This is a genomic window from Shewanella vesiculosa (assembly GCF_009994065.1).
Classification (GTDB): domain Bacteria; phylum Pseudomonadota; class Gammaproteobacteria; order Enterobacterales; family Shewanellaceae; genus Shewanella; species Shewanella vesiculosa.
This window is the reverse complement of record NZ_JAACSD010000022.1, coordinates 60,818-80,885: the sequence shown is the minus strand read 5'-3', so window position 1 is coordinate 80,885 and position 20,068 is coordinate 60,818. Positions and strand designations below refer to the sequence as shown.

Genomic DNA, 20,068 nt, shown 5'->3' with positions numbered 1-20,068 from the left:
ATCCCACTTAACTTTGCTTGAAATATAAAGGTGCTATCCAATGTACAACTAACGCTAATGAGTAACAGGTAAAAAGCGGCATAAAACCGACTTTCATATTGATAAACACTAACGAAAATAATCCAATGGTCAACAGCATCTTTACCGCTTCCCCCCAGTAAAAGCTTTTAATCACTTTTGCTGCAGAGCTTGCTCCACTATGTGAGAAAGCTAGGGTTGCGAATACAAAATTAGGAAGTACAGCAATTACACCACCTGCAAGTGCAGATAGGCCATACTGTGCTCCCCACATAACGAAAAATAGTGTTGAAATAATACTCGCGACGATAGCTTGTACCAGCACTAATTTATAGGCTGCTAACCTGCCACGACGCGCTAAAACATTACCCAACTTCATATCTCCGCATTATTGCTTTTCGCGGTCCTAATGTTAAATTTAAAATATTAAACTAGCCTTAAGATTCAAAAAGCCTGCAAAGTATACCTTTTCGCGCTTTGTTTGCAACTTTGATGATAGTAAAACGACGATTTTGCACACTATTCGGCGCTAAATTATCGAAAACAAAAATTAGAGCTCTGTCACAAACTTACTAATGAAATTGGTTTGATTCACAAATCATCGGATTTTATTTAAAATTCCGTCTAATTCAGCAAGATTCTGGTAATTTATTACAATTTTGCCTTTACCTTTACTGCCATGATTGATGGCAACCTTGGCACCGAGTCTTTCAATTAACTCTTGTTCTAAGCGGCTAACATCATGATCTTTAGCTGGTGTTTCGGCGTCTTTAGTCGGATTTAAGGCTTTATTCACTAATCGTTCAGTTTCTCGAACAGTCATTTCTTTAGAAGCCACTAATCGAGCTAAATTTGTCTGTTCATCACCCTCTAATGCCAATAACGCACGCGCATGGCCCATGTCGATATCACCATTCTCTAACAAACGTTTAACAGGCTCATTAAGGCTATTTAAACGTAATAAATTAGACACACTTACACGAGATTTACCTACAGCATCAGCAACTTGTTGATGAGTTAATTCAAATTCTTCAAGTAATCGTTGTAATGCAATCGCTTCTTCCATTGCATTTAAGTCTTCACGCTGAATATTTTCAATTAACGCGATAGCGACCGCGGCATCATCAGCCACTTGCTTAACAATACACGGGACTTTATTTAATTTAGCTAATTGAGCAGCACGCCAACGGCGTTCACCGGCAATAATTTCATAATGAGTTTCAGAAATTTTACGGATCACTATCGGTTGTATCACCCCTTGAGCACGAATAGACTCAGCCAGTTCTTCTAATGCTTCTGGCGACATATCTTTACGAGGTTGATATTTACCGGGCTGTAATAAGTCAAGATCGAGGTGGAGTAAGTCACTTAGCGGAGTAGATTGCTGTTCTTCAGCCTGATCACTTTTACGACTAGCGGCATTACTGTGGCTTAATAAGGCATCCAAGCCTTTACCTAAACCGCGCTTTTTTAAAGTCATTTTTATATCCTACGCTTGTTTTGGTTGAGTTTGCTGTTCTGCACGACGGATAATTTCACCCGCTAGGGCTAAATAAGCTTTAGCGCCAGCACTCGATTTGTCGTAATACATGGCAGGTGCACCAAAACTAGGGGCTTCGGCTAAACGAACATTTCGCGGTATGACGGTACGATATACTTTATCGCCAAAATGTTGCTTGAGTTGATCAGATACATCATTAGATAAACGATTACGCGGATCATACATAGTGCGTAAAATACCTTCTATGCTCAGGGTTGGGTTGACCATGGCGCCTAGCTTAGTAATGGTATCAATCAATGCCGTTAAACCTTCTAGGGCATAATATTCGCATTGCATTGGCACAAGTACTGAATCTGCAGCAGACATAGCATTCACGGTAAGCATATTGAGCGATGGCGGGCAGTCGATGAAAATATAATCGTAATCATCTTTGATTGGCGCTAATGCATTACGTAAACGTATTTCACGAGCATAAAATTCCATCAATTTAATTTCTGCCGCAGTAACATCACCATTACTTGCGATCAAATCATATTTTCCAACGGTATTTTTAATCACAATCTCAGCAAAGGGTTTTTCTTCGACTAATAATTCATAAGCTGTGTTATCGACTTCATACTTATCGATACCACTGCCCATAGTCGCATTACCTTGCGGATCCAAATCGATCAACAACACTCTACGCTTTGTGGCGGCAAGTGATGCGGCTAAATTAACGCAAGTTGTTGTTTTTCCAACGCCACCTTTTTGGTTGGCTACGGCAATGATTTTACCCACAATGTCATCCTGTCTTTAATTATTGATGTCCGGTTAGCTTTATTAGCGAAAGAAATGCGATTTATTGCTTAGCAATTTTTAATAAATGTCGCTGTTCATCTAACTTTGGTACATGCAATACTATGGTTTCTACCAACGAAAATCCTGTTGGCATGTCGTCTAATTCTTGCTGATTTAACTGGCCTTTTAATGCATAAAAAGTGCCTTTTTCAGTTGGTAAATGGTGACACCAACTGAGCATATCTTGAATAGATGCAAATGCTCTGCTTAATACTCCGTCAAATTTAATATCAGGATTATAAGCTTCAACACGACTTTCTATTGAAGTGATGTTATTAATTTTTAACTCGAACTGAACCTGCTTCTGAAAACGGATCCGTTTACCTAAACTATCGAGTAATACAAACTGCTTATCTGGATTCATAATGGCTAATGGGATCCCTGGTAAACCAGGACCGGTTCCCACATCGATAAAACGCTGCCCTTCAAGATAAGGAGAAACGGTTAAACTGTCCATAACATGGCGGATTAACATTTGCTCAGGATCGCGAACGGAGGTGAGGTTATAAGCCTTATTCCATTTATTAAGCATTTCAACAAAACCTATTAATTGTTTTTGTTGTAATTCAGTGGCCGACATATTCATTTCAGCTAAATAGGATTTAAGTTGGGCAGATAACACAGAAAGCCTCGTAAGTTACGTTATAAAGACGGCAGTTATTATGAAGCCGTAAAAGCACTAAGGGAAGCCTTATGGCTTCCCTTGTGTTATTGATTTGAAAAAATGATCTGTTTTAGGCTATTTTTCGCAATAAACCTCTTTTTTTCAAATGAACTAACAAAATTGAGATTGCTGCAGGAGTGATCCCTGAGATCCGTGATGCTTGTCCGACAGTATCGGGTTTATGGTTATTCAATTTTGCGATCACTTCATTAGATAAACCAGGGACCTCTTGATAATCTAGATCAAGTGGTAATAGTGAGCTTTCATGACGAATAGCTTTATCAATTTCATCTTGTTGACGCTGAATATAACCCGAATATTTTACCTGAATTTGTACTTGCTCAGCTGCTTGAGGATCTTCTAGTCCAGGTCCAAAACCTTCCAGAGACATTAACTTGGTATAATCCATTTCCGGACGACGAAGTAGGTCTTCAAATGATGCTTCACGTGAAATAGGCGTATTTAATTGTGGATTAAGTACTTCAAGCAAAGGTGAGTTAGGGTGAACCCATTGGCCGCGTAAACGCTGAAGTTCTAATTCAATTGATTCTCTCTTGGTAACAAATGATGCCCAGCGATTGTCATCAACTAATCCAAGTTCACGGCCTTTTTCTGTTAAGCGTAAATCGGCATTATCTTCACGAAGTAACAAACGATATTCTGCGCGGCTGGTGAACATGCGGTACGGTTCTTTAGTGCCTAAAGTAGATAAATCATCTACTAGTACGCCAAGATAAGCTTGATCACGACGAGGGCACCATGCTTCTTTGCCTTGAACTTGTAGTGATGCGTTCATACCTGCAAGTAAGCCTTGAGCACCTGCTTCTTCATAGCCTGTAGTGCCATTAATCTGACCTGCGAAATAAAGTCCTTCAATGGCCTTAGTTTCTAATGAGTTTTTAAGATCGCGAGGATCAAAATAGTCATATTCAATCGCATAGCCTGGACGCATAATTTCAGCGTTTTCCATACCTTTAATTGATCGAACTAAATTTAACTGTACGTCAAATGGCAAACTGGTTGAGATACCGTTTGGATAGATCTCATTAGTGCTTAAGCCTTCTGGCTCAATAAAGATCTGATGTGACGATTTATCTGCAAAACGATGAATTTTATCTTCAATTGATGGACAGTAACGGGGTCCGATCCCTTCAATCACGCCAGAGTACATAGGGCTGCGATCTAATCCGCCACGAATAATATCGTGAGTTTTCTCATTGGTATGAGTAATAAAACATGAAATTTGTCTTGGATGTTGGCTGACATCACCAATAAATGACATAACTGGTAATGGTGTATCACCCTTTTGTTCGGTCATTTGTGAAAAATCTATGCTATTGGCATCGATACGTGGTGGTGTACCGGTTTTTAAGCGACCAACACGTATATTTAATTCACGTAATCGATTTGCTAACGCAATGGCTGGAGGATCACCCGCTCTACCACCACTGTAATTTTGCATTCCAATATGAATTTTGCCGCTTAAAAATGTGCCTGTTGTTAATACGATCGCTGGCGCTTCAAATGCTAGTCCCATTTGAGTCACTACACCAATAACTTTATTATTTTCAACAACTAAATCGTCTACAGCTTGTTGAAAAATACGTAAGTTAACTTGGTTCTGTAAAATACTTTGGATCTTTTGGCGATATAAAGCTCTGTCTGCTTGGGCTCGTGTTGCACGAACAGCTGGGCCTTTGCTTGAATTTAATGTTCTAAATTGAATGCCTGCAAAGTCAGTAGCTGTTGCCATTGCACCGCCCAAAGCATCAATTTCTTTAACTAAATGGCCTTTACCTATTCCGCCGATAGCAGGGTTGCAAGACATTTGCCCAAGTGTGTCGATGTTGTGGGTTAACAATAATGTTTTTGAACCCATTCTTGCAGCAGCAAGTGCGGCTTCAGTTCCGGCATGACCACCACCTACAACAATTACATCAAACCGTTCATGAAAATGCATTATCTGACCTTTGATAGCTAAGAAAGTTGAATTCGAATTTAATCTTTTTTCGATTGGATCATTTTAGCACTTGCTTGTCTTAACGTGAACGATCATTTTTCATTGATTGATCAATATGCGGTTTGCTTAATAGATCTTAAGATCTTTATATAGATCTTTTTATTATGTTTATTATTAGGATCGGACTTTTCTGTTGATAACTTTTATTCCTTATTAAAATCATATAGTAAAGTGAAAACTAACCTGTGATCTGATCGCGATCAAACTCAAGATAACATGGGGATAGATCGGCTACTTATCCACAAGGGTGATCATTGAGCGGATCGGAGTGTGAATAGTACAGAGTTATGATCGCTAAAAATAATAGCTTATCCACAAAGTTATACTTATAAAGGTTATATTGTGGGTAAGTGTGATCTAATCTGTGGATTGATCATGATTTATGCAAGATAAGATCGGGATTATTGGTGTTTAGATAAGATGCTGCCATTGTAACAACCACGCTAGAGCAGGTTCTTCAGGGATAGGATCGTGTTGTACATCGATTTGGAGCTTATCCACAATAGCATTTGATCCATGCTGTAAAAGTTGTGCGATGATTTTCTCAGGTCCTTGGCAAAAAGTATCATAGCTTGAGTCGCCAATTGCACACAATGCGAACTTAATATGATTAAGATTGGGCTTTTCGATCATTAATTGTTGATAAAAAGGCACGATATTATCGGGGAGAGCGCCAGCTCCATGAGTAGAACAGACAATGATCCACAGTGAAAAATCAGCTAATTCATCCAAATTTGGCTCTATAAATACCTCTGTTTGATGATCTAACTGAGTAAGTTGAGCTGCCATTTCATCGGCAACATATTCTGAACCGCCTAATGTTGTGCCTACTAATAATGCTATTTTTGTCATGTTGATTTCCAATGATTAAATTTATTCATCTATTTTACGTTTATTTTTCATTGCGCTGTGTAGTTAATATCAGTATTTTCTTAAGCTCTATTTAACAATATAACAACAGGTTTTAATGAATATTGCTGAAATAACTAAACAATTTGCCGACCTTGCATGGGGTCCACACATGCTTATTTTACTCGTCGGCGGCGGGTTATTCTTCCTTATTTACTCTCGATTTGTGCCTTTTCGCTATATAGGTCACGCGATTAATGTCGTTAGGGGCAAGTATCCTGATGATGGCGCCGAAGGTCATATTAGTCATGCTGGGGCGTTATCCAGTGCCATGGCTGGTACCGTGGGAATGGGCAATATTGGTAGTGTCGCTGTTGCCATTATGGTGGGTGGCCCAGGGGCTATTTTTTGGATGTGGATTAGCGCTATTGTTGGTATGGCAACCAAGTTTTTTACCTGTACCTTAGCCATTATGTACCGCGGTAAAGATGAGAATGGTGATGTGCAGGGTGGTCCTATGTACATCATTACCCAAGGATTGAGTAAAAAATGGCATTTTTTAGCCGTGTTTTTCTGCGTTGTTGGTTTAATTGGTAACTTTCCGTTATTCAATTCTAATCAATTAGTGCAGATCATTCGTGAATGGGTATTTGTTAAACCAGGTCATTTTCCTGCCGATCAATCCACTTTTTGGCTCGATTTAAGCTTAGGTATTGTGGTGATGGTGATTGTTGCCAGCGTGATTTTAGGCGGTATTAAGCGGATCGCGACAGTAGCATCTAAAGTTGTGCCATTAATGATCTTAATTTACATGAGCTGCGCTGCGTATGTCATTGTGACAAATATTGAGCAAATACCGGGATATTTTAGTCTTATTTTCTCCGAGGCTTTTTCATTAAATTCAGTAGGTGGCGGTATTTTAGGGACTATGCTAATTGGTATTCGTCGTGCTGCATTCTCAAACGAGGCAGGGATAGGCACTGAGGTTATGGCTCATGGTAGTGCCAAAACCAATGAACCAGTTAAAGAAGGCTTAGTGGCCATGTTAGGCCCTGCTATTGATACTCTATTGGTTTGTACTGCCACTGCTATGATTATTTTAATCTCGGGTGTGTGGCAAGGTACTGAAGCTGAAGGGGTTAATTTATCGGCGCAAGCTTTTGAAATTACTATGCCTGGTGTTGGGCCGTATTTACTTATTTTATGTGTGATATTTTTCAGCATTAGTACCATATTTACCCAAGCATTTTATGGTGGTCAGTGTTTTGCGTTTCTATTTGGGCGTAAACGTATCCGTTTTTACCAATACTTTTATTTATTAGCCATTTTGTTTGCCGCAACGGCTAGCTTGCAAGAAATTGTTAACATTATTGATGCCGCTTACGCGTTAATGGCAATACCGACTATGACGTCTGCTTTATTGCTGGCACCTAAGGTTAGGGCTGCAGCAAAAGATTATTTTTCTCGCTTAGAAAAAAGTCATTAGGGTATTTATAGAGATAAAAAAACGAGCCTGAAGGGCTCGTTTTTATTTTAATGACAGTAGCTGTCTATAAAAGCGCTAAGTGCTTTGCATGAAAACGCAGATGGTCTTCAATAAAGGTCGCGATAAAATAATAGCTGTGGTCATAGCCTGGCTGCATTCTTAGTTCTAGCGGGTAGCCTTTGTTCTTAGCGACTTGCACTAAGATTTGCGGTTTTAGTTGTTCGTCTAAAAAGTTGTCCTTACTGCCTTGGTCCACCAGCGCAGGCACAAATTGCTGGCTTTTAGCCATCAACTCACAGCTGTCGTATTGCTGCCATTGTTGCTGATCATCACCTAAGTAGCCGCGAAATGCTTTTATACCCCAAGGACAGTCCATTGGATGACAGATTGGACTAAATGCTGACAAGCTATTATATCTGTGCGGATTTTTAAGTGCGATGGTTAAGGCACCATGTCCACCCATGGAATGGCCGCTTATACTACGTTGTTCTGTTACCGGAAAATGAGCTTCAATCAATGCCGGCAATTCGTTAACCACGTAATCATACATTTGATAATGCTGACTAAATGGCGGTTTGGTAGCATTAAGATAAAAGCCTGCACCTAAACCAAAGTCATAAGCGCCGTCGGGATCATCTGCGATGCCTTCTCCTCGTGGGCTAGTATCGGGTGCGACTATCGCCATACCTAATTCAGCTGCTATACGTTGTGCACCTGCTTTTTGCATAAAATTTTCATCAGTACAGGTGAGTCCTGACAACCAATATAAAACAGGTACTGCTTGGCTTTCTGCTTGGGGCGGCAAGTAAATGGCAAACCGCATTGCACAATTAAGTGTGCTTGAATGATGACTATATTGTTTATGCCAACCACCAAATGCTTTGGTACTGCTGATACTTTCAATGGTCATTATGTGTCCTTATTTATCAGAACGCAGTTAAGTGACTTTACTCTTAACTGCGCCTGTGATGAGCAATTAAGTATTACTTAGCAAAGTGAATCACACTTCGAATACTTTCGCCTTTGTGCATTAAATCAAATGCTTCGTTAATACCTTCAAGGCCCATGGTGTGAGTAATAAATTGGTCTAACTTAAACTCACCCGCTAAGTATTGTTCAACAATACCAGGTAACTCACTGCGTCCTTTAACGCCACCAAATGCACTGCCACGCCATACACGACCTGTGACTAACTGGAATGGACGGGTTGATATTTCTTGGCCGGCACCAGCAACACCAATAATCACCGACTCGCCCCAGCCTTTATGGCAGCATTCTAATGCACTGCGCATTACATTGACGTTACCAATACATTCAAATGAGAAATCGACACCACCGTCGGTCATTTCAACAATCACATCTTGGATTGGTTTATCAAAATCCTTAGGATTAATACAGTCAGTCGCGCCCAGTTTTTTAGCCAATTCAAATTTTGATTCGTTTAAATCAATACCAATAATACGGCTAGCTCCTGCCATAGTCGCGCCAATAATGGCCGATAAACCAATGCCACCTAAACCAAAAATAGCAACCGTATCGCCTGGTTGCACTTTAGCTGTTTTAAGTACCGCACCAATGCCTGTGGTGACACCACAACCCAGTAAACAGACTTCTTCAAGTGGCGCACTTGGGTTAACTTTAGCTAATGATATTTCTGGTAATACTGTGTATTCCGAGAAAGTTGAGCAGCCCATATAATGGAAGATAGGCTCGCCATCTTTAAAGAAACGTGTGGTGCCATCAGGCATAAGTCCTTTACCTTGGGTAGCGCGAACGGCACTACAGAGGTTGGTTTTACCTGAGGTACAGAATTTACATTTTCCACATTCTGCTGTGTATAACGGAATAACATGATCGCCAACTTGTACGCTAGTTACGCCTTCACCGACCATGTGAACAATACCGCCGCCTTCATGACCAAGAATAGCTGGGAATACCCCTTCAGGATCATCACCTGAAAGCGTGAAAGCATCGGTATGACAAACACCTGATGCCACAATACGTACCATCACTTCACCCGCTTTTGGGTACATTACGTCGACTTCTTCTACCGATAGTGGCTGGCCTGGTCCCCAAGCAATAGCGGCTTTTGATTTTATAAATTGTGCTGACATAAATGATTTCCTTAACATTAACGACCATGGTCAACATGGTTAAGAGGTATTACTACAGTGTAGTGTATTTAGCTATTGTATTTGTTTATCATACAATGATAATTAGCTTATTTTGTAAATGACTTTTACGAGAATGTAATAATGATGAAGTGGGAAGGCATTTTTGAGTTTGTGGCTGTGGCCGAAACTGACAGTTTTACCGTGGCGGGTAAGCGTTTAAGTATTTCTACTGCGCAAGTGAGTCGACAAATCAGTCAGCTTGAAAATCGTTTAAACACCAAATTATTTTATCGCACCACTCGTAAAGTATCGTTAACCGAAGAAGGTACAGTTTACTATCAGCATTGCCGCCAAGTATTAAACAGTCTTGATGAGGCTGAGCGTGCTATTTCCAGCTTAAAAGATAAGCCACAGGGACTTATTAGAATTACCGCACCAGTGACTTACGGTGAAAAGTTTATCATGCCGATAGTCATTGAGTTTATGCAACAATATCCCGACATTGAAGTGATTTGCGAGCTGACTAATCAGCAACTTGACTTGGTGGATGGTGGGTATGATTTGGCTATTAGGTTAGGGCGGTTAACTAATTCAACCATGATGGCAAAGCGACTGACGAGTCGCAGTCAATATGTGTGCGCAGCTCCGAGTTATATCGCTAAATACGGTACGCCTTATGCGTTATCAGAGTTGAGCCAGCACAATTGTTTAATTGGCAGTCAGTCTCATTGGCATTTTGTTGAGCAAGGTAAACCCAAGACGGTAAAAGTGCATGGATCTTTAGCCTGTAGTAGTGGTTTGAGTTTATTAAATGCGGCTATTTGTGGCTTGGGGATTGTGCAGTTACCTGGATATTACGTCAATGATGCTATTGCTGAAGGGGAGTTAGTGGTATTACTTGCATCTTTTCAACAACCTAAAGAAGGTATTTGGGCTTTGTATCCACATAACCGCCATTTATCACCCAAAGTGAGATTGCTGGTTGATAAGTTATCGCAACAGCTTTAATTAACCCTGTTTGGTTGTAGTCTATTAGGTTCCCAAGCTTATTTTTTTAGGCTGAGATTTAACTAGCTCATGGTTCGCAAATAACGCGCAATTTGCGCTTTTGGGAGGCTGGATATTTTATTGATGATATCAATGGTAATAGCTTGCTTGGGCAGTTGCTGCTGTAACACATCAATTTGATATAACCATAAATGGCTGGTCATGGTGGCATCGGCTAAAGCGCGGTGAAACACACCATCGTTAGGTAACTGGTGATGATCGACTAATGTGCCAAGCTTATGATTCGGGGCATCTTGGCTAATACGTCGAGACAATAATAACGAGCAAGCAAACTGACCAGTGTAATGCAGTTTATTATGGCTAAATTCAGCATCGAGAAACTTTTTATCAAAGCTGGCATTGTGTGCCACCAGATTAAAGCCTGCAATAAATTTGGCAAACTGCCCCATGACTTGTTTAGACGCTGGGGCATGTTTCAGCATTTCATTACTGATGCCAGTGTACTGCTCAATAAAGCTATTCACTCGCCGACCAGGATTAATCAGTTCCTGAAAGGTATCGACTATTTGACCATTAACCAGTTTTACCGCACCAATTTCAATGGCTCGGTCGCCATTATCGGGTGATAATCCTGTGGTTTCAAAATCGAGTATCACAACCTGATTTGCGAGTGTGGGGATCATAGCTTGGTTATTTTCCGATACAGAAAGTAATTAATTTTTATAAATCAATCAATTATATGGCTTTTGGAGCAAATGCGGATCAAGATTTACCAGCCTCTACACACATAACGTATTGATTATCTGAAGCTATTACTTTACTCGAACTCTCCCTGATCTTCATCCGGAACTATGTTCAGACCCAAGTGAAGTTGATTTGAGCTGTTCAGCCTGGCAATTTGCTTCAGCTCGTCAGGTGTCTCATCACTGAACGTCGCAAGGTAGTAGTAAGGATGGCCGTCATCACTGCTAACCAGGTCGTAATCAACGAAGTACTGCTCTACCTCTTCGAGCGTCCAGTGAACTTCTCCGGCAATAGCTATCAATAGATCTGTGTTGTCGTCAGGATGGTTGTGGCCCCGAGGTAGAACCGAAAGTTCCGCAGAGGTGATCCCTTTATCCTTCCAGTTTCTCAGAATCCCAGACCACAAATTAGCTCGAAGATTTGAACTGGGTTGAAATCTAGACGCATTCCAATGAATGACATCTCGTTCACCGTTTTTCAAATGAAGAACGACCTGTGCTTTCTTGCGAGTTATCAGCTCATTTTTGAAAGCTGCTTCATCAGGAACAAAAGTTAGGGACGGTTTGCTTTCGCTGGACTTAGATCCGCTCTCCTCAACCAAATCGAGCAATCGCTCGATAACTCTCTCTGGCGTGTCGAACCCGACAGCCAACCCCTCCAATCTGCGGAACACGTCATCTGAAATACTTATTGTGACTGGCATCTTAATACCCCATAGGTTGAACCATATATAGAACTATATATGATTTATTTCATAGATCAAGTTTTCTTAGAAAATGAGCAGATCTTTTATTTTTGTTCAACAAACCACCGTTTGTTGAACAGTTAGGAAACTTACCTATGGATTGGTGTTTTAGTCAGTTATCTGTTAAAATACTCGTATAAAAAACTATGTAAATAAAACGTACATGAATCAAAGAATCGGCTATGCCAGAGTATCAACTGATGACCAGAACCTGCATCTCCAGCGGGATGCGTTGGTTGCTGCCGGTTGTGAAATCATTTATGAGGACAAAGCCAGCGGTAAAAGTACTGCCCGGCCAGAACTAGATAACTGTCTAAAGGCTCTCAGGCCAGGTGATACGTTAGTTGTTTGGAGGCTCGATAGACTCGGTCGCAGCCTGGGTGATTTGGTTAAAGTCGTGACTAATTTGATTGATGAACGGGGAGTTGGATTCCTGAGCTTACATGAGCAGATTGAAACCAATAGTGCTTCTGGAAAGTTGATTTTTCATGTATTTGCAGCTTTAGCTGAGTTTGAGCGTAATTTAATTAGTGAACGGACTAAAGCTGGACTTGATGCTGCTAGGGCTCGGGGACGTAAAGGTGGCAGAAAGCCGAAGCTTGCACCAAAGGATATTCGAGAGATTAAGGTATTACTAAAAGATCCAAGCATACCCGTTTCCGATGTAGCTAAGCGATTTGGTGTATCTAGAACAACAATTTATAACAGTGTCGGGGTCATAAAACCTGACCGTGAGGGGGCAAGTATATGAACGCTTTCCACTTTCAGGATCTTTTAAGTGAGTCAGCAGAGCCTCTTGTTCGTTATGAGGCCTGCAAAGGTATGGCTCGTGGTTATGCTAACTCTGTCATAGATGACCAGTATCGACTTAAAATCGCTAGGTCTTATTGCGCAGCTTTAATAAAATCTTATTGGGACGAAATTAACGCTAGGCACAATAGCAAGCTTAAAATTTTTTCAATCCCAACTGATTCTGAATTGGCCGAAATTACTCTCGATGCAGAGGATGTTGCTAAAAATACCGGTAAAGTGATCGCACAATTCCCTGATATTGATGCGGGCTATCTTATCGGATCAATATATACAGCCATGTTGCCTACTGCTTATCGATCTGATTTAGGAGCTTATTACACTCCGCCACCTTTGGTATCTAGGCTTCTTGATTTGGCTGAAGAAGCAGGTGTTGATTTCAGTACCGCGTCGGTAATTGATCCTGCATGCGGCGGAGGTGCTTTCCTTGCGCCAGTCGCTATGCGAATGCTCCAACGTTCCAAACATGCTTCAAGTGAATGGAAGCTTGCGCAAATAGGCAAGAGGCTCAAGGGGGTTGAGATAGATCCATTTGCTGCCTGGATGACGCATGTCTTATTAGAGTGTGTATTAATAGAACATTGCATTATTGCCAGAAGGCGGCTTGCAAAAAGCGTTATCAGTATTTGTGACGCTCTAACGTACCAGTCACCTGTAGATTTTGATCTGGTAATAGGCAATCCTCCATATGGTAAAGTTTCTCTTGATACAGAAGTTAGAGAGAAGTTTAGTCGCTCACTGTTTGGTCATGCCAATTTATATGGTCTTTTCACCGACCTCGCTTTAAGACTCGCCAAGCCTGAAGGGGTAATAGCTTACTTAACACCTACATCATTTTTGGGTGGGCAATATTTCAAGGCATTACGTGAGCTGTTAATTGATGAATCTGCGCCACGAGCTTTTGATTTTATATCAAATAGAGAGGGTGTTTTTGACGATGTTTTACAAGAAACTCTTCTTGCAACATTCAAAAAGTCAGCAAGAAAAACACCGGCAAAAGTTTCATTGTTAGTACCGGAGGGGCTTAACGAAGCAAGAGTAGAGCCTATTGGAAAGGTATCAATTATTAAAGGTGATGGTCCGTGGCTAATCCCTAGAGTAGCTGAAGACGCTGCGTTGTTAAATCGACTCAAGAAGATGAAGACCCGTCTCCCTGATCTGGGCTACGTTGTTTCGACTGGGAAACTTGTTTGGAATAGACATAAAAGCCAGTTACGTACTGAAAAAACAAAAGGGGCACTACCTCTTGTTTGGGCTGAATCGGTAACTTCAAATGGCTTTAAATTCTCTTCGGTGAAGAGAAACCATGTTCCTTATATTCAAATTGAAAAAAACCAGCGACATCTTGTAACTACTGATTCATGTGTTTTGGTGCAGCGAACCACATCTAAAGAACAAAATCGAAGAGTTCTCGGTGCTGTCATACCACAAGACTTTATTGATCGATATGGTGGTGTCGTTGTAGAAAATCATTTAAATATCGTTTACGCAGATACACTTATACGGGAGTTGAGCGTAGAAACTATCAACGGATTACTTAATTCTCAGGTCTTTGACCGTATATACCGTTGCATAAGCGGTAGTGTAGCTGTTTCTGCTTATGAGCTTATGGCCGTGCCTTTACCGAGCTTGGACGATATGAAAAAGCTGGAGAAGATCATTGCAGCAGGTTCTGATAGACTCTCCATCGAGAAGTGTATCGCAGGATTGTATGGAGAGAGCAAACTTGAGCTGGCCACATGTACCAAGTCTGGAGGTGATTGCTGAACGCTTACCTCTAATATTCCCTGAAGGGACAGAAAATCGTAATTATGTCATCCGAGAAATGGCTGCAAGAACTCTCTATGTTATGTTCTACGCAGGAGCTGTCGAGGGTGCTGATCGTTGGATTCGGCCAAGCCAAGTAACCGACATGTCTGATGTTCAGGCTGCTCTCTTGACGGACGAGGAGCGTCAGTCTTGGGTTAAGCAGGCGCTATCTAGTAAGAAAGATAGGCCTGTTACGACCTGGTATGCTCCAAATTCTCGAGAACCTGTCAGAGATGAAACTATTCGATATGGGTTTATAGCCCTTGGTGCCGTTATTGAACGCACTGGTTTGCCCGTGACAACTCCTCTTCCTAAATACGCAATGTCAAAAGCATTTGCAGCTCTGTTCAATGTAGATTTAATTGGGGATGATTTAGAGGCTTTAATTCGTAGCTGGCAGAACTCTCACCTTAATGCTGCCGCTTTAAGTCGAATTCGATTACTTGGTGCGCATGCCACTGCCGCAGCATCAGATCAGATAACCGCGACATTACCTAATTCTGGGTTAGTAATGCTTGAGTCTGGTCCGTCAGGCGTAATAGGTAAGGCGGTGATCGAACAATTCGCTCGGAAGTTTTTAAAGACGCCAGCCGTATTATGGTTGTCTCAGTCAGGGGAAAAGGTTGGTATTGATCTTGCGAGTAGGTTAAAGCTCAAAATTGACCCTTCAAAAACGTTACCTGACGTTATTTTAGTTGATCTTGGGACCAAGACTGACGGTAGTGACATGTTATTTGTTTTTATTGAAATTGTTGCTTCAGATGGTCCAATTAACTCTATGCGTAAACAGAAGCTAACTGAGATAGCTATTGAAGCTGGCTTCTCTGCCCAGAATCTTGCTTTTGTAACTGCATTTCAAGATCGTTCAGCCGCTCCATTCAAAAAAGCAATGTCAGAACTCGCGTGGGGAACTTATGCGTGGTTTTGTTCTGAACCAGATAATTTAATTGAGCTAAGAGATGGCAGTTCTATAATCTTGTCAGAGCTTTTATAGGACATAATAATCATAAAGCTGGTTTGGTAAGCCAGCTTTATGATTGCTCTATAGCTCAGGGGCCTATAACGGTCTCAAGTTATATCCATTTTGCTGTAGGTAATTGGCCCTATCATAAACTCTTCCGACCTCAGATTTTATTGGACCAAAAAAGTACTTTTTCCCCATTAGGACAAGGCATTCTGCTTCTGGGTCCAGAAGTTTAAACAAGTGATAGGTCGGTTCGTCAGCAAGAGTATGATTGCCAATTGCTGAGTCAGGAAAAAAATGTCCAGCATCATTTTTCAGAAGGTAGTCGTCTAAGTTTTCATCAAAATGTTCCCAGGCGTTCCGCAGATCCCTGTTATGAATAGGTGAGTCTTCTTCCATACCAAAAGCAGATATTAACTTTTCGCCTCGTTTTTTTCTCAGAGCTGCTTGATAGGGATGGGTTTTGTTTAGCTTGCCCGGATACCAAACCGGCCAGAAGTATCGAGATAAAGCCGCCGCATGCCCTATTGCCTCTTGTACCAAACTAATTAAGTAGTCTGAATCAGCCTGTTTTTCCTTTGCAAATTCGTAGTGTTCAAAAGCTTCCAAACATCGGCTAGCTGAATAAATTATCGAATGTATATAAAAAGCGTCGTATGGAGAAAAAATACCGCCGAAATCTTCAACAATTATTTTTGCTCTACTTTCCAATTCATCTAATTCAAAGTTTACTGACATCTGATATACCTACTAAAACCCCATCGAAAAGCAATCTATTGATGCTAAATATTTGGTCATCGCTCTAAGCATTACCGAAAAGCCACCTAAAAGCGACCGTTGAGTTAAATTCGAGCCCAATGAACAAACCGCACCCCAAAGACAAGCACTGAAAAGCAACCCAAAAGCAACTTTACGATGTACTTGACGCCTCTATCTGTTTGATTAATATATAAAGTGTTTTTGGTAGCTGGCCTTCAAACAGCATTCTGCAAAACTAAGGCGATTGCCTTCATTTCTTAACCCTCAGGGGGACTGCCCCCTATGGGCATTCCTCCGTCTATAACAATCTCCCCGGAGGAAAATCAGATGTTTATCATCATTATGCTTGCAGCGTTATGCTGCTGCCTGTGCTTGTGTATTGCACAAGTTAACAGGCTTCCATACCGCGATTTTGCTCAAAGCAATGTCGTGTCCTTGGTACTCGATTCCGAGCAGCCAAACCAAAGAGGACCACCCTCAACATCAGGACGAGTGTTGGAATACCCAACTTGCTCGATGCTCCACCCCGTCTCTGTCGCCGTAGGCGTAAACAGAGACGGGGGTAGAGCCCCCGACGGAAGCCTTGAGCCTCAAGGGCTCTAGGCTTTCGCACCGCGCACGAATGTGCGCGAATTATACCGCCTTCGGCGGTTGGCGCGCTTCGCGCTTTCCTTTCCAAAGAATGACACGACGACACTAGCCGGATCTGTTGGCAGTTTGTTCCGACGGGACAAACCAGCCAACGGAACGAGAATTTCGCTCCATAGCGGTGCTGTTCGTACTAAATGACCGTGGGCAACGGGTTATCTGTCCTATGACCAGGCGAGATCCTGAAACCAGCAATTTATGGTGAGTTGTTGGGTTGGCCTTAGCATGCGGAGCTAATAAAAAAACTGCGTATCACCTACCAATGTTTACGAAAAGGCCAACGACAAACTGATTAACACGATTATGAGGAGCACACGATGCGCTCAGAGCGAGCCAATCCGGAAGCGCGTAATTTCGGCCTCAAAAGTCGCGATATGGGCAAGGCAGGCCTTAACGCACTGAAGGAAGGTATGAAGAGCTTCCAGTCCATAGCTACTATTCATGACCGATGGAGCGTTTTTAGCGCCTGGATTAAGTCAGAACAGGGAATAAAGGATATGCGGAATATAGAAAAGGCTCATTTGGTTGCTTATGCGGCGCACCTTAATGATCGCTACGAGCGGGGAGAAATCGCGCCATCCACTGCGCAGAACTACCTGAGCGCAGTGAATCGGGTGATGGAGATTGCGCGTGGCGACCGACAGGTACGTGTAGATCCTGTCTCCGAGGGGGGACTTCCAAAGCGCTCTGGTATCGCCACTGGCGACCGAAGTGTTTCGGAAGCTTCCCATAATGCCGCAATGGAGGCAGCCTCCGAGCGCCTTGGTGCTTTGCTGGAACTACAGCGTAATTTTGGTCTTCGGTTCGAGGAATCGGCCAAGCTGGATGCTGCGAGGGCACTAAAAGAGGCCAAGAAAACCGGCTCCGTGATCATAAAAGATGGCACCAAAGGGGGCCGGGCGCGCACTGTTCCGATCACCAGTGATGCTCAAATTACGGCACTCCAGCGAGCCGCCGCCATACAGGATGGCCGCAGCATGATTCCTACCGAGCAGAGTTATCGCGAGTTCCGGCAAGGAGCCTACCGGGAGATTGGCCGTCAGCCAGTCAATTTCCATGGCGAACGGCATCATTACGCTCAAACGCGCTACAAAACTTTAATGCGTGCTGATTGCCCGGTAAAAGCAGGTGTTAAACATGGCCGTGAGCACTATGAATATTTAGCCAAAGAACTTGGAGTCTCAGTTGCTCACGCCAAAATGCTGGATAAAGAAATCAGATCTGAAGTGGCTTTGGAATTGGGTCACGGTCGCATCGATGTGACCAATAGTTATTTGGGGTAATTGATGGAAAAATGGGTAAGAGAAAGAAGCCATGTTTATGTGCGGCATGGAGGGAAAACGGCTCGGCGAGCTATGGTGAAAAGGCTAATTGCGGCTCTAAATGATATTGCCGCCAATGAAAAAGGTGTCAACGCACCATCGCAAATTGGAAGAGCTCATATCCACCGGTATTACACTAGGCATCAAGGATTGAGTACCACGACATTACGGGATCATTTTTATGCGTTCCGACTCTTGTGGGAATTACTTAACCGTCCCGGAGAGCCTCCACGCCCAAAAAACACCGGCTCTGCTGATTAAAAGCCATCTATGCCTATGTCATATTCCTTAATCAGACCTTCCGTTCGCCGCATTACCGTTTGTAATTACCGTATTATCATAATTATCGTAATTACGATAAAAAGCAGGTGGAATGGGGACTTCTGCATAATATAAATAGTTCCTGCATTGTTTAATTGTGCCCAAAAAGGGCCAATACAGCGCGTGTCGATTCAGAATCGAGCTGTTAAATTTGAATCAACTTCAGCCCCGTGCTGAGTATGTGCGATAGCTGGTCGCCAAAAACAAACAGCATTTTATCAATTTATCCCGTAACCGGGGTTCACCGGTTATGCGGTGTAACCCCTTCAATTCCAACTAATTGGAGGTGTTTATGTACTTTTCTACGTTCGTTTTGATCATGATTGTTACCGTGGGCGTTATTGCTTTCGGGGCTACCATTGTCGCCAAACTACTAAATAAGGCTTCGATTCTTGCATATCGATCATTGAGAAAAACGCGGCCCGTACGGGTCGTCAGTCCATTGGTAACTAATAGCAGTTCATTGTGTGGTGAATGGTTGAAAGCTACCTCCGGTAGCAATCAACCTGGAGTCTCCGATGCTGTCGAATGCGCTCCGCTTGAGGGTGAGCTGGTTGCAGAACGCGCTGTAATAGGTTCCACCAGGAAATTATTGTCAGCTCAAAGATGAGGGAGATTTAATGTATCGACTGATTCTAACGAACCAAAAAAAGCGAACTCGAGAGTATCAGCCTTCTGATGCTGGTTATAGGGCAGCTCTCAAAGCCACGCGCAAGTTTTTGGAACAAAATCCCCAGGGAAATGCAGTGCTTTACGGGCATGGTGTTTGTGAGTCCTTCACCATACGCAACGTGCCTGAAGCCTAATCCCTAATTAAACAACCCAACCGGGTACTTCGCCCGGTTGGGCTAAGTCCCGGCTATTAAACTCTTGGAGAATTAAAATGTTGGGACAAAATCAAACAGAGATCCATCAATTTGATGTGTGTGGCCGCGTGTATTATCGTGGGATTAACTACACTGAAAAAGATGGTGAGTTGGCTGTTGAAACTGTAGAAGCTACTTCTCATGATGAAGCTGAAGCGATGTTTAAAAGCCTGCAGGATGAGTATGCTCGTGAGTGTAATCGGACTGTTGAGCGCATCGATATCACTTTCACTATTGACTTGACGATAGCTGAAAGCGACAACGATGAACCGTACTTAGTGATGTAATTACTGAGAAAAGCAAAGGGCCAGCTTGTCTGGCCCTTTGCTACTTCTGGGGATAGGAATCTACTGAATCGGTTTCATGATCCTGCTTGGCCGTTTGCTCATCCAAGAGGCGGAGCATCTCTGACGCCTTGCGTCTGGCCTCGGCTACAATTTCTGGCTTCTCCTGCTCCAAGATCTGGTCTAGTGTTTTTGCCACTGGTAAATCTCGCTAGTTTAGTTAGACTCTAAGTATATAAGGTTTTAAAAGAGAGGTTCAGTTCCGTGGATGCTTTCACTATTGCAATGCTAAGTTTGCT

General features: G+C 42.3%; 19 protein-coding genes. 8 read left to right on the top strand and 11 right to left on the bottom strand.

Going from position 1 to position 20,068, the window contains the following annotated elements:
• Positions 1-7: 7 nt before the first annotated feature.
• From GW828_RS18325 to mioC, 6 genes are all read right to left on the bottom strand, one after another.
• Positions 8-391 carry an ATP synthase subunit I gene (locus GW828_RS18325; protein ID WP_124016769.1) on the bottom strand — a complete coding sequence of 128 codons (384 nt, stop codon included), beginning with the start codon at positions 389-391 and terminating at the stop codon, positions 8-10.
• A gap of 225 nt (positions 392-616) precedes the next feature.
• On the bottom strand, positions 617-1,498 hold the full coding sequence (locus GW828_RS18320; RefSeq protein ID WP_124016584.1) for a ParB/RepB/Spo0J family partition protein: 882 nt from the start codon (positions 1,496-1,498) through the stop codon (positions 617-619).
• Between the two features lie 9 nt (positions 1,499-1,507).
• On the bottom strand, positions 1,508-2,296 hold the full coding sequence (locus tag GW828_RS18315; protein WP_182723702.1) for a ParA family protein: 789 nt from the start codon (positions 2,294-2,296) through the stop codon (positions 1,508-1,510).
• A gap of 61 nt (positions 2,297-2,357) precedes the next feature.
• Entirely contained in the window at positions 2,358-2,978 is a 621-nt protein-coding gene (gene rsmG / locus GW828_RS18310) for a 16S rRNA (guanine(527)-N(7))-methyltransferase RsmG (protein ID WP_182698831.1), read from the bottom strand.
• Between the two features lie 112 nt (positions 2,979-3,090).
• Positions 3,091-4,980, bottom strand: coding sequence for a tRNA uridine-5-carboxymethylaminomethyl(34) synthesis enzyme MnmG (gene mnmG, locus GW828_RS18305; protein ID WP_273059796.1), 1,890 nt, complete (start codon positions 4,978-4,980; stop codon positions 3,091-3,093).
• 471 nt (positions 4,981-5,451) lie between these two features.
• Positions 5,452-5,892 carry an FMN-binding protein MioC gene (gene mioC / locus GW828_RS18300; RefSeq protein WP_182741546.1) on the bottom strand — a complete coding sequence of 147 codons (441 nt, stop codon included), beginning with the start codon at positions 5,890-5,892 and terminating at the stop codon, positions 5,452-5,454.
• A 115-nt stretch (positions 5,893-6,007) separates the two neighbouring features.
• Between mioC and GW828_RS18295 the strand changes: the two genes are divergently transcribed.
• The gene (locus GW828_RS18295) at positions 6,008-7,375 is read left to right on the top strand and encodes an alanine/glycine:cation symporter family protein (protein ID WP_182698829.1); all 1,368 of its coding nucleotides are present in this window, start codon (positions 6,008-6,010) and stop codon (positions 7,373-7,375) included.
• A 64-nt stretch (positions 7,376-7,439) separates the two neighbouring features.
• On the opposite strand, the gene fghA is transcribed toward GW828_RS18295, so the two are convergent.
• Both fghA and GW828_RS18285 read right to left on the bottom strand, forming a co-directional pair.
• Positions 7,440-8,285 (bottom strand): S-formylglutathione hydrolase, encoded by an 846-nt coding sequence (fghA, locus tag GW828_RS18290; RefSeq protein ID WP_182741547.1) that lies wholly within the window; start codon positions 8,283-8,285, stop codon positions 7,440-7,442.
• Positions 8,286-8,358: 73 nt separating this feature from the next.
• A complete protein-coding gene (locus GW828_RS18285) occupies positions 8,359-9,489 on the bottom strand; it encodes an S-(hydroxymethyl)glutathione dehydrogenase/class III alcohol dehydrogenase (protein WP_182698828.1) in 1,131 nt (376 codons plus the stop codon).
• Between the two features lie 141 nt (positions 9,490-9,630).
• Between GW828_RS18285 and GW828_RS18280 the strand changes: the two genes are divergently transcribed.
• Positions 9,631-10,497: a LysR substrate-binding domain-containing protein gene (locus GW828_RS18280; RefSeq protein WP_124016576.1), complete on the top strand. Its 867-nt coding sequence runs from the start codon at positions 9,631-9,633 to the stop codon at positions 10,495-10,497.
• A gap of 62 nt (positions 10,498-10,559) precedes the next feature.
• Here the strand turns inward: GW828_RS18280 and GW828_RS18275 are convergent, their stop codons facing one another.
• Positions 10,560-11,180: a 3'-5' exonuclease gene (locus GW828_RS18275; RefSeq protein WP_182698847.1), complete on the bottom strand. Its 621-nt coding sequence runs from the start codon at positions 11,178-11,180 to the stop codon at positions 10,560-10,562.
• Between the two features lie 134 nt (positions 11,181-11,314).
• The gene (locus GW828_RS18270; RefSeq protein WP_273059790.1) at positions 11,315-11,944 is read right to left on the bottom strand and encodes a hypothetical protein; all 630 of its coding nucleotides are present in this window, start codon (positions 11,942-11,944) and stop codon (positions 11,315-11,317) included.
• A gap of 205 nt (positions 11,945-12,149) precedes the next feature.
• Between GW828_RS18270 and GW828_RS18265 the strand changes: the two genes are divergently transcribed.
• Genes GW828_RS18265 through GW828_RS18255 form a run of 3 tightly spaced genes read left to right on the top strand, consistent with a single transcriptional unit; the run spans position 12,150 to position 15,599 of the window.
• Complete coding sequence (locus GW828_RS18265) at positions 12,150-12,737, top strand: recombinase family protein (protein ID WP_259561439.1); 588 nt, start codon at positions 12,150-12,152, stop codon at positions 12,735-12,737.
• Positions 12,734-14,563 (top strand): HsdM family class I SAM-dependent methyltransferase, encoded by a 1,830-nt coding sequence (locus GW828_RS18260; RefSeq protein ID WP_001747920.1) that lies wholly within the window; start codon positions 12,734-12,736, stop codon positions 14,561-14,563. The genes GW828_RS18265 and GW828_RS18260 overlap by 4 nt, the downstream gene beginning before the upstream one ends.
• Entirely contained in the window at positions 14,523-15,599 is a 1,077-nt protein-coding gene (locus GW828_RS18255) for a BsuBI/PstI family type II restriction endonuclease (protein WP_002015199.1), read from the top strand. Before GW828_RS18260 ends, GW828_RS18255 begins: the two co-directional genes overlap by 41 nt.
• 63 nt (positions 15,600-15,662) lie before the next feature.
• Here GW828_RS18255 and GW828_RS18250 read toward each other — a convergent pair whose 3' ends face one another.
• Positions 15,663-16,307, bottom strand: a complete 645-nt coding sequence (locus GW828_RS18250; RefSeq protein ID WP_273059785.1) for a hypothetical protein — start codon at positions 16,305-16,307, stop codon at positions 15,663-15,665.
• A 986-nt stretch (positions 16,308-17,293) separates the two neighbouring features.
• On the opposite strand from GW828_RS18250, the gene GW828_RS18245 reads away from it, so the two are divergent.
• The 3 genes from GW828_RS18245 (at position 17,294) to GW828_RS18235 (ending at position 19,772) form a co-directional block, all read left to right on the top strand.
• Positions 17,294-18,259, top strand: a complete 966-nt coding sequence (locus tag GW828_RS18245; protein WP_273059783.1) for an integrase domain-containing protein — start codon at positions 17,294-17,296, stop codon at positions 18,257-18,259.
• A gap of 3 nt (positions 18,260-18,262) precedes the next feature.
• On the top strand, positions 18,263-18,559 hold the full coding sequence (locus GW828_RS18240; protein WP_023888852.1) for a hypothetical protein: 297 nt from the start codon (positions 18,263-18,265) through the stop codon (positions 18,557-18,559).
• 943 nt (positions 18,560-19,502) lie between these two features.
• Positions 19,503-19,772 (top strand): hypothetical protein, encoded by a 270-nt coding sequence (locus tag GW828_RS18235; protein ID WP_046821256.1) that lies wholly within the window; start codon positions 19,503-19,505, stop codon positions 19,770-19,772.
• Positions 19,773-20,068 lie beyond the last annotated feature (296 nt).